The organism is Dactylosporangium sp. NPDC005572, from assembly GCF_040605515.1.
In the GTDB taxonomy this organism is placed as follows: Bacteria; Actinomycetota; Actinomycetes; order Mycobacteriales; family Micromonosporaceae; genus Dactylosporangium.
On the sequence record NZ_JBEXCY010000279.1, the window covers coordinates 1 to 13,216 of the forward strand.

Consider the following 13,216-nt stretch of genomic DNA (forward strand, 5'->3'; position numbering starts at 1 on the left):
GCAACCGGCGATCGGTCGCTAAGGTGTCCTGTCGGGAATACCGCCCGTAGCGAGGAGCGCCGAAGTGACGAGCCAGTTCGGCACACTGCTACGTCAGTTGCGGCTTCGATCGGGGGTAACGCAGGAACAACTCTCAGAGCGGTCTCAGCTCAGCGTGAAGACCATCCGCGATCTGGAGACCGGCAAGCGCACCAACCCCCAGGTTCGGACGGTGAATCTAGTGGCCGACGCGCTGGAGCTCACACCGCGGCAGCGCCAGGACCTGCTGGCGCTCACCGGAGGCGGCCCGCCGCCCGGAGCCACTGGTGCCTCGCGCAGCCAGGCTTCGGCACCCCCCGACCCGTTGGCTGACGACGCCGAAGACCTCGCGCGGGAGGTCGAACGCCGCTGGCGGCGGGAGGAGGAACACCGCTGCCTCCACCCGTTCCACCTGCCGGTGCGCTGGCAGTCGGCGCCCGCCCACCTGACCGACCACTGGGAGACCATCCCGCTCGACCTGACCGGCGACGTCGACGACATCGCGAGTACCTACCGGCAGATCCCGTCTGGACGGCTGGTGGTGTTGGGTGGAGCCGGATCCGGCAAGACGGTCCTGGCCCTCCGGTTCGTCGGGGACTGCCTGCGCACACGCACCGACGCCGACCCAGTACCGGTGACCTTCAGCCTCGGCTCATGGGACCCGAACACCACCGGGCTGCGAGACTGGCTGACAGGCCAACTGCTGCGCGACTACCCTCATCTGGTCCAGAGCACCCGCGGCGGGTCCACGCTCGCCGCCGCGCTGGTCGACGCCAACCGCATCCTGCCGGTGCTGGACGGGTTCGATGAGATCGCCGGCGGCCTGTACGGCCCGGCATTGGAACAGCTCAACGCCACTTCGCTGCAGTGGCTGCTGACCAGCCGCCCCAAGGAATATGACGAGGCAGTCGCGGCGACCGGAGTGGTGACCCGGGCCGCCGGTGTCCAGCTGCTCGACCTCGCCCCCACCGAACTGGTCAACTACCTGCGCACCACCCGCCGCGCGACGTGGGTTCCGGTCCTGGACGACCTGTGCGACCGTCCGGACAGCCCACTCGCCATCGTGTTGCGCACACCCCTGATGGTCTTCCTCGCTCGCACCGTCTACAGCGGCGCCCTCGGTCAGAATCCGGCTGTCCTTCTCGACACCACCCGGTTCCCGACCCAGCAAGCCATCGAGGACCACCTGCTGGACAACTTCGTGCCCACCCTCTACCGGCAGCGGCCCCCACGCCAGCCCGTCACCGACCGCCCGCGCCAGCACCGGACCTGGGAACCGGACCGCGCCCATTACTGGCTGGGCTACCTCGCCCAGCACCTGGACCAGCTCGACACCCGCGACCTGGCGTGGTGGCAGCTGGGGGCCACGCTGCGCCGCTCCTCACGCGTCCTCGTCGTCGTGCTGGCCTGCACGCTGGCCACCACCTCCGTCGCCTGGCTCCTGGTGCCCCTGTACATGGCCTACCTGGGGACCGTTCCCGGGCTCAAGGCCGGGCTGATGGACGTGCTGGCGTGCGTGGCTGCGGTCGGCCTCCCCTTCGGACTGATGTACTGGCTCACGGCCGTGCGCCGCAGAAAGATGTTCGAGCCTTCCCGCGTGCAGGTGCGGATCTTCGGCCGAACCAGCAGACCGGGGACCGGACTTGTCCGCAAGCCCGTCATCAGGTTCCGAGACGGGCTGCTAGGCGGAGCCGCGGCTGGACTGGGGTACGGGCTCACCCGCATGTTGGCGTTCGGAGTGCTGTACGGGTTCTCCCCGCACATCGGCGTGGCGATCGGTGCGGCGCTCATCGACGCGCTCTTCTTCGCACCCGTCTTCGGGCTCGCGGCCGGGCTGGCGGGCAGAGTCACGGCCGCGCTGGAAGCCCCCCTCGACATCAGCTGCGCCGCCCACCCGGCCCGTTTGCTGACCACGAGCCGCGGCACGGTGATGCGGCACCTTCTGGTGATCGTGCCGATCGTCGTAGTCGTGATCGCCCTCGGGGGCCAGATCGTGGTCGAGTTACTGCAGGAGTGGCTGGGCCCTCTCATCTGGGGCTGGGGTGGCCTGCTCATCGGGATGGTAGCCGGACTCGGCGGCGGGCTGTCCTACGTGTTCACCTTCACCGCCTGGGGGCAGTGGATGATCCTGACACGCATCTGGTTGCCCCTGACCGGCCGACTGCCTTGGGCGGTGATCACCTTCCTGGACGACGCCCACCAACGCGGTGTGCTGCGCCAGGTCGGCGCCGTCTACCAGTTCCGCCACGCCCGGCTCCAGGACCGCCTCAAGGCCTCGCACCAGCACGGCCGCCCCACGACCACAAATCCTTGATGTCCGGATTCACCGTGGCGGCCCGGACCCGATCGTATCCGCCGCCGCCGTGCCGATCGGGATGATCGCCCGGCGCCACTGGCATGATCAGCCTCAGAAGACCGGGGTCAGGGCTACAAACGGCCCTCCAACAGTCTAGCCCGAGAACGTTATGTAGACGACAGACGATATGTGAGCTGGGTGCGATGTCGGCGGTAGTGGCTGGTCTTGGCGCGTGCCTGATGGAGTTTGCACCAGCGGGGCCAGGCCAACCAGTGCGTGATCGTGTGGGTGGCGTTGGCGATCGCGTGAAGTCCGCCGGGGTGCAGCTGCCGGCGAAGTGGGTGACCGCCGACGAGGCTTACGGCAAGGGCGGCAAGTTCCGGCTGTGGCTGCAGCAACAACAACAACAACACATCAACTACGTCCTGGCCGTGCCGAGCAACCAGAAAATCCCGACCGAACGCGGCAGCGCCCGCGCCAACGCCCTGGCAGCCGCACCACTCTGGCCTGGAAACGCCGCAGCTGCGGCGACGGGGTCAGAAGCCCGCGCGTCTACGACTGGGCGGTCGCGACGCTGCCCGACGCCGGCACCGCCGAGCACGGCCATACCCGCTGGCTGCTCATCCGCCGCAGCGTCACCAAGCCCACCGAACTGGCCTACTACCTGTGCTACGGCCCGGCCGACACCGGCGACGAGGAACTCATCCGCGGCGCCGGCACCCGGTGGGCGATCGAGGAGTGTTTCCAGACATCGAAGAACGAGCTCGGGCTGTCGGGTAGCCCCGGCGCATCGCTGCGCCGGGGCCCCCTCAGAACCGGACGTGCCCGGTTTCCGGGCATCCGGCTCAAGTAGCCGCGATGGGCTGGGGTGAAGGTGAGACGCTGGTCTTCCTGCCGGTGACCGGATGGTGTGCCCGTTGGCAGGAGGTGTGTATCAGGCGGGTTGATGCATCGTCCGGCTTGCCGGGTCGGCTCGACTGTCCATCGTGGACGAGGTAGTCGTATTCGAGGCCTTGCGAGTGACGCTCAGCCACCATCGTTCCCACTCGTGAGGAGACTGTGGTGGCTGGTCGGCGGTGAGGAGCACCTCCTTGCATGCCGGACAGTAACCGTCCTGCTGTTCCAGCAGGCGCAGCGTGTACTTGTCCAGCGGGGGTTTGCTCCGTCGCCGACGCGCGGCCCAGTAGTCGATCAGGTCGGGATCGTCTGGAGACGCCCCTGCCTGGACTTGGTGGTGCCGGACAATGCCGGTCCAGGAGAACCTGGTCAGATATGGCACGCCGCGCTTGTCGGCACGGTCGCGTGCGCCGAATACCCACCGGTCGTTCCTGAACTTGTTGAACCGGCCGAAGTAGCGGGCACTGACCCACGTCTTCGACTTGTTCGGGTGGCGGAACTTGGCCCACTTGTAGGTCAGCCGCCACATCTGGGTGTCCAGGGAGTGGAAGGACTTGCTGGACACCACCGCCCGGTAGTAGGCCGACCAACCTCGGATGATGGGATTGAGTCGGGCGATGACCGCCATCGCATTGGCGCCGCGAAGCGCGCGGACCTCCGTTGCGAGCCGTTCCCGGATCCGCTTGACCGCCGTCTTACTCGGCTTGATCAGTAGCTTGCCGCATCGGTAACGGCGGACGTTGAACCCCAGGAAGTCGAAGCCGTCTTCGAGGGCGACGATGGTCGTCTTGTCCTCGTTGAAGGCCAGACCTCTGGGCGCCAGCCATGCGGCGAGCTGTTCCTTGATCTGCTGCGCCTGCTCATAACTGTGGCAGCACACAACAAGATCGTCGGCGTATCTGATCAATGCCGGGGAGTCAGCTACCACCTTTCCGGCGTCCTTGCGGCCCGCTCGGTAGTACCCGACCCCGGCAGCTCCCTCCAGCCCGTGCAACGCCACGTTCAACAGCAGCGGCGAGATCACACCACCCTGAGGACTTCCCTCATCAGTTGGCGCAAACCCTTTGCCGTGCTCGAACACGCCCGCCTTCAGCCACGCCCGGATCATGTCCCTGGCCGGGAACGATCCGATCGCCGTCAGAAGGTGGCTGTGATCAATCTTGTCGACGCGGCCGTCAGATCGGCGTCCAGAATCCATGTCCGTTTCGCGGTTGGACCACGCAACGTCGTGAACAGGGACCCGATCGCGTCAGCACAGCTACGTCCCGGCCTGAACCCATACGAACGGGGCTCGAACCGGGCTTCCCACTCGGGCTCCAGCACGTTTCGGACCCTGCCCTGATGACAGCGGTCCATGATCGCCGGAATGCCGAGCCCGCGCAGCTTCCCGTTGGCTTTCGGGATATACACGCGCCTGACCGGCAGAGGTCGCCACGATGTCGTCGAGCGGTGCACCCGCACCGCCAATTCCATCCGCGCCGCGGAGGTCAGTGCAACCTCCCCGTCCACCCCTGCGGTCTTGCGACCTGCGTTGCGCTGGGTCGCCTGCCGGACGCTGACCAACACGTTCGACCACGACCGCAGCATCATCTTCTGCAGCGACCGGACCTTGGCCCAGTCCTGCTCCCGTGTCGCCTTGAAGATCCTCCTGCGCAGTCGTCGTACGTCATCCTCACAACTCCGCCAATCCACAGTGGACCAGCTCACGGATGCGTCCTCGGGTCCGTTCACCATCGGTGTCTAACCTGCCCCTCGGCTCCCACGACTCACGATCTCGGCCTTCACCAGCCACCTGCTCACGTCAGCGCCCTTTCGGGCCCGGCCACCAGGACCGGTATCCGGCCAGTTATCCGCACCAGCCGTCAGGAGCACGGCCATCTGCTGCGGTTTCCTGCCGCCTTTCGGCGCACCGGCGTTCGCTTCTTGAGCATCCTGTTCCCGCCAGAACTTCGGCTCCCCTTACGGTTGGCCTGCCAGGCATCGAGCCCCTGGACCCGGACGGGGTTTCCACGTTCCGCACCTCCGAGACGCGGCCGGGTTGGGTGCCCTCTATACCCCGAGGCCGGCGGTGTTCCCGCGACCGGCTGGTCTTCCCCGGTCGCCGCCTGCCGTCTCCCAACGGCCGGGCCCTGTTCCCCGGTCGCACTCCGTCCACCCGGGGGTCTGGTTCACGAGGCGTCATCGAGGGTTCACTGGTGTTCACCCGTCCGGCCTTCTCCTTGCCTGTGGTCACCGAACGAATCGGAGACCCTTGGGCTTCTACCCCGAGCTTCGCACCCCGCAGTTACCCGCAACGCACGTCGAGGCGGAGACAGGCGTCGAACACTCGCCCAGAATCACGCAACCGCCATAGATGGCCTCCTACCTGCGCGTTCACTCGGAACTGTGCGACCTCGTGTCGCTCCGACCACTACCAAGTGCGCCGCTACGACGCATGACACCGCCACATAACACTCGTTATGGTGGCCCACGCCTTCCTCGCCACCACTGCGGCCAACGCTGAAAAGGGGCCGAGCGTGGGATCGGGACGGCCTCATCCCCCTCACACTCGGCGAGGTCCGACGTCTCCTGGCACACCTGATCGCGATCGTCCGACCCGTTGATCATATTGATCGATGGTCACGATGGCGTCGACGCCACCAGTTCAGCGCCAGACCCAGCCACTACCAGCGAAGACTCGGACTACTTGAAGTGCAGCTGGAGTATTAAGGAAGACTTAATAATTCGGTCCCGAAATACCCGTAATCGAGTCGCCTGGACGGCCCTACCTGCTGCGACGCAATGCTGCGTCTTAATTCTCCGTTGCGTCATGAACTCGACCACTCCACGCCCGTAGTACTGGCGCAACGAAGCCACCATCTGCCGAGAGCGGGTAGGGAAAAGGGTCTGAATGCGTACTGATTCGCAACGCGCCGCCAAGTCGACCTGGCACATCAGTCGCCGAGCGCGGGCGACGCTCGGCGCCGCCGTCGTGTTGGCGCTGGGCGCCACCGGCATCTACATCGCCAGCGCCAGCGCGGACGAGGTCGCCGCGCCGGGCGTCCGGCTTGAAGCGGAGGCGTTCTCGGCGCAGTCCGGCGCCAGAACGGAGCACACCACCGACACCGGCGGCGGCGAGAACGTCGGCTGGCTGGCCACCGGGGACTGGATGCAGTACGACAACGTGACGCTCGGCGGGACGGACCTCACGGCCCGCGTCGCGGCCCACAACACGGCCGGCGGCTCGATCGAGCTGCATCTGGACTCGCCGACCGGCACGCTGCTGGCCACGTTCCCGGTCACCGGCACGGGTGGCTGGCAGAACTGGACGACGGTTACCGCCAAGGCGTCGGGTGTGCCGGCGGGCAAGCAGACCCTGGTGGCGGTGATGAAAAGCCAGCAGCACGCGGACTTCATCAACATCAACTATTTCACCCTCGGTACCAGCGCTGCCGCGTCACACGCACCGGCGACAGCAACGGTCGCACCCCCGGCCGGTGACAGCTCCTCCTCCGCCGCCCCCTCCTCCGCACCGTCGGCTGCGCAGTCCGTCTCCGCGCCAACAGGCAACTCCGGTGGCGGATGGGTGCCCGTTGACCAGGCCGTCTGGCAGCGGCAGCTGGCCGCCTTCAACGCGATCGAGCGGCTACCGGTTCCGGCTGGCACGACGCGGGTCGCCGAGTTCCACACCGACTGCACAGTGGCCAACGAGGCGAAGGACGACCCGATTGTGTTGCCCGGCCTACCTGGCGCCTCGCACATGCACACCTTCTTCGGCCCGACCGTCGACGCCGCCACGAAGTCGGCTGACCTGTTCAACCGGACGGCGACGTGCAACGCGCCGGGGGACAACAGCGCCTACTGGGTGCCGCAGCTGCTGCGCGACGGCCAACCCGTGAAGATCAAGAGCTTCCGGGTCTACTACGGCTCGCGGCTCGCGGACCCGTCGGTGACGGTGCCGTTCCCGCCCGGTCTCGTTGTCGTGCACGGTGACGCGAAGCGGCAGGTGCCGACCCCGAAGGGTGCCAGCGGCCAGTTCTGGTGCGCAGGCAGCGCAGAGATCGGGCGCAGCGCCGACGGCAACTGGCCGGTTTGCGCGTCCGGCGGCAACCTGATCTTCCAGCTCGCCTTCCAGGACTGCTGGGACGGCAAGCACGTCGACTCACCCGACCACAAGTCCCACATGGGACCGATGCAGAACGGCACGTGCACCGGCCAGTACCCGGTCGCCGTACCGAACCTCTCCTTCATGGTCAACTACGACTCCCTCGGCGGCAACGGCCTGCAGCTCTCGTCAGGCATGGCCTCCTCGATGCACGGCGACTTCATGAACGCGTGGAAGCCCGAGAATCTCGGCCCGCTGGTGAAGATCTGCCTCACCGCAAACGCCAAGTGCGGCACCACGCCGAGTTTCACTGGCGGCTGACCCGAGCCGTACGGACACGCTGATGGCCCCGTCTGGACGGCGGGGCCATGAGCGTTCGCGCGCACTGCCTCGATGGGTTCGGCCGCATCGGATAGCGCTTGTTGGAGAACCGTCGTGCTTACATCCACTGCTGGAAGGCGTCTCGGATTCGCACCTTCAGACGCCGTACGCATCGTGGCGACGCTCGTCGCTACCGGCACTCTGGCTGTCGTCACCGCGCTGTGGGCGGTCGGCCGAGACACGGCTCCGCAAGGCGTTGCGGCGGCCGGCCGCCCTCTGGTCGGCGGAACTGCTCCTGCTCCAAGTCATGTTGATGGCGCGCATTCCCTGGGTGGAGCGGGCGTACGGGCAAGCCAACCTCGCACGCTGGCATCGCTGGACCGGGTTCGCCTCGTTCCATCTCCTCCTCGCACACGTGGCGCTGGCAAACGTCGGCGCTGCGCGACGCGCCGGGACCGATCCCGCGAGACACCTGTGGACGCTGCTCGCGACATGCCCCAGCGCGGTCCTGGCGCTAGTCGCCCTGGTTGCGCTCGTCCTTGTCGTGCTGACCTCACTGCGCGCGGTGCGCCGCCAACTGCGGTACGAGTCGTGGGATCTGCTGCACCTCTACGCGTATCTCGGCGTCGCTCTCGCACTGCCGCATGAACGGTTGCCCGGCAGCGACTTCCGCGCGCCCGTTGCCCGCGCGTACTGCTGGGGGGCCTACTTCATCGCCGCCGGCTCGGCGCTCGTGTTCCGCGTCGGCATGCCGGTCTGGCGCACGCTTCGGCACCGCCTCACCGTCGAGCGCGTGGTCACCGAGACGCCCGGCCTCGTTCCGGTGTATCTGACCGGCCGCCGGCGCGGGCCGGGCAGTACTTCGTCTGGCGGTTCCTCGACGGCGGTGGTGCCCTGCACGGCAATCCGTTCTCGCTGTCGGGCCCGCCTCGTGCCAACCGGCTGCGGATCACCGTGAAGACCGTCGGCGACGGCGCCGCTCGAGTCGCCGCGCTCCGCCCCGGCACCAGAGCGCTCATCGAAGGACCGTACGGACGCATGACCGCCGACACCTATACCGGCGGCAAGGTCACCATGCTCGCCTGCGGTGTCGGCGTCACACCGCTGTTGGCCCTGCTGTGGGACCTGCCCTACAGACACGCCAAAGCCACCCCCCGTCTACCGCACCCGCCGCTCCGACGAGGTGGCGTTCCTGACCGAGCTGGGATGGCTCGCGCGCGACCGGGGCGTCCGCCTCGTTGTGCTCGTCGGCCCTCGAGCAGCGCCAGGCTCCTGGCTACCGGCCGAGTACGCCGACTACAGCGACGCTGAAGCCTTGCGCTCGCTCTCCCCCGACATCGCCGACCATGACGTGTACGTGTGCGGTCCCGACGCGTGGACAGAGTCCGTGTTCCGAACTACTCGACGGGTCGGCGTGCCTCCCGCACGCCTACACCGGGAACGGTTCGCCTGGTGAACGACTTGCGGACCATTCTTGCGCCGGGGCCACCCCGCGTGCGCTGGGACCAGGACCGCCGGACGGTGCCCGCTGACGATCAGGTCGCTGGCGCCGATGTACCGATTCGCCTCTATGCCGAGCGGCATACCGTACGCGACGAGTCAGCCTTGATCGCCTAGCTGCGTCGTCTCTGGATTCCGTCCCTGCGCTGAGCTACCAAGTCACCGGCAACGACTCCACGCCGTAGACAGTAGCGAATTCACGGAACGGCACCTCTTCAAACGGAATCGCAAGCTTCAAATCAGGAAAACGGCGCAGCAGGGCGGGAATACCGATCGCCAGCTCCTTACGGGCAAGCGGGGCGCCAAGGCAGAAGTGAATTCCGTGACCGAAGGCGAGATGCGGCTCGCGCTCGCGATGTACATCAAAGACATTCGCATCCTGATACACCGTCTCGTCGCGGTTAGCCTGGGAGAATGACATCATCACATAGTCACCCTTCTTAATCTGCTCGCCTCCCAGTTCGAGATCTTCAGTAGCCGTCCTAACCAAGCCCGTCTGGGTAACGGTGATGTATCGAAGCAACTCCTCCACGGCCTGTTCAGTGATAGTTGGATCGTCCCTCACCACAGCGAGTTGATCAGGGTGGCGCAGTAGCAGTAACGTACCGATGTTCAGCGCCCCGGCCGTGCTGTCCTGACCCGCTACAAGAATCAGGGCTACCATTCCGGTGATTTCCGTATCTGTCAATTCATGTCCGTAGTCCCGTACGAGAGCTCCGAACATCGTGTTGTCTGGACTGTTACGTTTCTGGACGACGAGATCCGCCACCCAGTCCCGAAGACCGACAAAGTGGTCTATCAGTCGCCCGCGATCCAATGTCTGATCGAACGCCAGATTCGCCCGCATCTGAAGTTCTTTTCGGTCTTCCTCCGGGATGCCGATCAGTTCACACAACACCCTCGATGGGATTTCCTGGCCGAAGGCAGTTGCCAAATCGGCGGGCGGGCCTTGTGTCGCCATGGCGTCGAGGCAATCGTGCACGATCTCCTCTATGCGCGGCACCCAGTCAGCTATTCGCTTCGCGGTGAACGAGTGCGAGACCATGCTCCGCAGCCTGGCGTGCTCAGGGTGGTCGTATCCGACGAAACTTCCCGGTTGCCGGGCGGGTGTCGCAACCTTCGCTTCGCCGGTGGCCTTGGGGCGGAGAAGGGTCGGTGGCGTACTCTTGACGCTGAATCTGTGGTCGCTCAGTACCTCGCGGGCCAGGGAATGTCGGGTGACTAGCCAGACCGAGTCACCATTCGGTGCGACCGACTGCCGGGAGATCGGCTTCTCTCTTCCCAGCTGTTGAAGCTCAGGTGCCGGACTGAACGGGTGGGGCTGTTCACGTCGGTAAGGCAGTGGGACCTGGGAGTTGTTGCCCATCTGCACACCCCCTAAAGCCTATTCGGCTTCTCAGTGACGGTATCTTGAGTCGGGTGCCTGAGTCGTGTTTCTCAAGCGAGCAGGTGGCTCACAGCGAGAAGAGCGAAGATGTCAGCGAGGATCGGGGCATCATGGGTCATAGGCCGCGGGCCGGCAGAATCTGGAATGGAAACATAACCACCATCGCGCCCTTGGTGCTCAAGCATATAGTCGAGACCAGATCGCAACGCATCAACGTTTTTCGTGATACTTAGCACCAGCAATGAATAGGAGGTGCTAAGTACGTCGCTAGCGTCACCAGCACGCTGCCCCCAGCCGCCGTCACGGTTCTGATTGGCAACCAAGTAGCCAAGAGATCGTTCGGTCGCCGCATCGATCTGCTCGGCGAGTTCACCGGTCGGAGGGCTTGGATAGGAATTGAAGGCGAAAATCGAGCGAAGAATGGAGTTGGCGTTACTCAAGCTCCATCCACGTTCGAAAGTGCCGTCGCCCCGTTGAGAGCGGATCAAGTATCTAATAGAGTTGTCAATGACATCCGCGAACTTGTCCCTCGCCGGTGCCAGAGCGGAAATGGCACTCCCGGTTACTCCGACCTCCGGAGTGTCGCCGTGAAAGTACGTTGCAAAGCCTCCGTCGTCGTTCGCCAGCTTCCTCAAGAAGTCTTCAGCACGGCTAATTTCCTCAGCGAAACGCTCCGCTCCTGCCGTTCTGAGGAATTCAAGGCAGTAAGGGCTGCAGTCCGCGTCGCTCTGGGTCACACCCGGCGCGAAAGGCCATCCGCCATCCGCCCCTTGATGGAGCGCCACATAGTCCCCCATCTGCTGGATCAGGCGATGGTCTGCACCAGACTCCTGAAGTGCCAGTCCAGCCGCCGCAGTGAGGAACGGCTCCCATCCTGCGATGAACGGAAACCCGCCATCCGGGTTGTGACATCGCAACATCGCATCGATACCCCGAGCCACTAGCGGGCTATCCGGACTTATCCGACGAATCGCCAGCAGACCCAGGAGATGGGCGAGGAGGTCGGCTTCGAATACGCTTCGGACGCTACCCGAAGAGAGCTGGTCGACCAGGAACGCACGATCGGCGGCGGTGGCCAATTCTGGAGCCCCACGGTTGTATGCATCGATTATTTTCAGGGCGCACATCTCAAGGTTCACCCACGATGCGTAACCGTCGTACCTGACCTTACTTACGTCGAAGTTACGGTCGCTTGGCAATACACCGAGCTCGGTGAGCATTGCATGGAACATGAATCTCTTGCGCGGTGATGTGAAGTGCTCGAACTGGCCGAGAAAGGCCAGCGGCTCCTTGGGCTTTCGGTCCCCCTCTGCACCGAGGGCGGAGTCGACCAACACTCTCTCCAGGGCCGCGACGTCCCCCTCGCCGCCTGGAACAAGAACATTCCGGCGCTCTTTGAGATAGCCTGTAATCGCCTCTTGCACGCTGGGGAACACACCCTCAAGGTGCAGCAGATGCAGCATGAGGACTGACTCGAGAACGCGGCTGCTACAGCGATCTCGCACACCCCCGTCGCTACCGACACTACCGATCACGTGGGCGCGGAGACGCGACCGACACTCCAGCGTTCTCGCCAGAAGCGCATCCTCCATCCATGAACGGTGTTTGATTGCCTGCGATGGGTACAGACCAGCTCTGAGCATTATGCTCCTTCCCGCAGAGACGGCAGCAAGCGCCGAAAAATGCGAGTGATGTTGGTAGAGGAGCCTCACCGACCCAGTTGATGTCCTGGGGTCCTTAGGTCGGCCGTAACAAAGTGATGAGGCTATTGAGATCTCGTCGGAGGTCTTGAGCGAGATGAAGGGCTTCGAGTTGACGTCTCCGCGATCCGGGTCCAGGCACGGACATCACGAGGACGACCAGCCACCCTGCGGCCTCTGAATTAACGACTCAGAAGATTGCCGGATTTCACACTATTCGCGCATAGCTGCCCAGTTGGCAACCAGCGAATTATCGACGCGTCGAGTGCGGACAGAATAATCCCGGCCACAGCGACTGGCAAGAGCCTGCCCACTCGTCACGGCCCTTTCGAACTTGACCTTGATCCCGCCCTATAACCAACGACACAAGCCCGACGGCTACTTCAGAAACAGCGGCGTTCGTATGCCAGCGACGCCTCTTGACCGAAATAGTCGATACATATCATTTTGAGCCGGTTTGCTTTAGTTAGCCTCGGCCCTTCGTTAAGGGCTGCTCACATGGTGGGTCAATAGGAACGGGTGCCTTCTGAGCTGGGAAGATAGGACTTGCTGAGGGTCGTATCCATCCCATCGAAAGGCACCCGCCGAGTGAAGGCTACCGGACCGCGCCCGAAGATCATCGTGAGTGCCGACGGGCGTGGCGTGGTCGCCCATGCCGGTGCCCGTCTCCTCGCGGATGTTGCGGAGGTGACCGGGCTGACGGGCGCGTGCGGTGAGGCGCTGGGTGGTCTGCGCCAGCGGCAGGGTGTGCATGATCCGGGTCGGGTAGCGGTGGATCTGGCGGTGATGCTCGCGGACGGCGGCGAAGCGATCTCGGATCTGGCCGTGCTGCGGGATCAGCCGGCGTTGTTCGAGTTGGTCGCCTCGGACGCGACCGCATGGCGGCAGCTGTCCGCAATGGACAGTGCGGCGCTTGACCGGTTGCACGCCGCTCGCACCGTAGCGCGGGAAATCGCGTGGGCGCAACGATTCGAGGCCCGCGGCGGGCTGCCGCAGTCGGCTGCGGCCGGGCT

At 65.1% G+C, this 13,216-nt stretch carries 9 protein-coding genes; 5 read left to right on the top strand and 4 right to left on the bottom strand.

Going from position 1 to position 13,216, the window contains the following annotated elements; all coding sequences use genetic code 11:
* The first annotated feature begins 64 nt into the window (after positions 1-64).
* Together ABZS66_RS55985 and ABZS66_RS55990 are read left to right on the top strand one after the other, a co-directional pair.
* Positions 65-2,332, top strand: coding sequence for a helix-turn-helix domain-containing protein (locus ABZS66_RS55985; RefSeq protein ID WP_354772218.1), 2,268 nt, complete (start codon positions 65-67; stop codon positions 2,330-2,332).
* Between the two features lie 367 nt (positions 2,333-2,699).
* Positions 2,700-3,167, top strand: a complete 468-nt coding sequence (locus tag ABZS66_RS55990; protein ID WP_354772220.1) for a hypothetical protein — start codon at positions 2,700-2,702, stop codon at positions 3,165-3,167.
* Positions 3,168-3,248: 81 nt separating this feature from the next.
* On the opposite strand, the gene ABZS66_RS55995 is transcribed toward ABZS66_RS55990, so the two are convergent.
* Entirely contained in the window at positions 3,249-4,409 is a 1,161-nt protein-coding gene (locus tag ABZS66_RS55995; protein WP_354772222.1) for a reverse transcriptase domain-containing protein, read from the bottom strand.
* A complete protein-coding gene (locus ABZS66_RS56000; protein WP_354772224.1) occupies positions 4,349-4,918 on the bottom strand; it encodes a reverse transcriptase N-terminal domain-containing protein in 570 nt (189 codons plus the stop codon). The genes ABZS66_RS55995 and ABZS66_RS56000 overlap by 61 nt, the downstream gene beginning before the upstream one ends.
* A 1,183-nt stretch (positions 4,919-6,101) precedes the next feature.
* Between ABZS66_RS56000 and ABZS66_RS56005 the strand changes: the two genes are divergently transcribed.
* Positions 6,102-7,616 (top strand): DUF1996 domain-containing protein, encoded by a 1,515-nt coding sequence (locus ABZS66_RS56005; RefSeq protein ID WP_354772226.1) that lies wholly within the window; start codon positions 6,102-6,104, stop codon positions 7,614-7,616.
* Positions 7,617-7,923: 307 nt separating this feature from the next.
* On the top strand, positions 7,924-8,574 hold the full coding sequence (locus ABZS66_RS56010; protein ID WP_354772228.1) for a ferric reductase-like transmembrane domain-containing protein: 651 nt from the start codon (positions 7,924-7,926) through the stop codon (positions 8,572-8,574).
* Positions 8,575-9,267: 693 nt separating this feature from the next.
* Here the strand turns inward: ABZS66_RS56010 and ABZS66_RS56015 are convergent.
* The gene (locus ABZS66_RS56015) at positions 9,268-10,161 is read right to left on the bottom strand and encodes a cytochrome P450 (RefSeq protein WP_354772230.1); all 894 of its coding nucleotides are present in this window, start codon (positions 10,159-10,161) and stop codon (positions 9,268-9,270) included.
* A 392-nt stretch (positions 10,162-10,553) separates the two neighbouring features.
* Positions 10,554-11,966, bottom strand: a complete 1,413-nt coding sequence (locus tag ABZS66_RS56020) for a prenyltransferase/squalene oxidase repeat-containing protein (RefSeq protein WP_354772232.1) — start codon at positions 11,964-11,966, stop codon at positions 10,554-10,556.
* Positions 11,967-12,767: 801 nt separating this feature from the next.
* Between ABZS66_RS56020 and ABZS66_RS56025 the strand changes: the two genes are divergently transcribed.
* The coding region (locus ABZS66_RS56025) for a transposase (protein ID WP_354772234.1) at positions 12,768-13,216 on the top strand (449 nt) is incomplete at its 3' end.

What these genes read in the sequence shown, in the direction of transcription:
- ABZS66_RS55995 (WP_354772222.1), bottom strand. Translation starts at nt 4,409, where the DNA reads ATGGATTCTGGACGCCGATCTGACGGCCGCGTCGACAAGATTGATCAC.
- ABZS66_RS56005 (WP_354772226.1), top strand. Translation starts at nt 6,102, where the DNA reads ATGCGTACTGATTCGCAACGCGCCGCCAAGTCGACCTGGCACATCAGT.
- ABZS66_RS56010 (WP_354772228.1), top strand. Translation starts at nt 7,924, where the DNA reads ATGTTGATGGCGCGCATTCCCTGGGTGGAGCGGGCGTACGGGCAAGCC.
- ABZS66_RS56015 (WP_354772230.1), bottom strand. Translation starts at nt 10,161, where the DNA reads ATGGTCTCGCACTCGTTCACCGCGAAGCGAATAGCTGACTGGGTGCCG.
- ABZS66_RS56020 (WP_354772232.1), bottom strand. Translation starts at nt 11,966, where the DNA reads ATGCTGCATCTGCTGCACCTTGAGGGTGTGTTCCCCAGCGTGCAAGAG.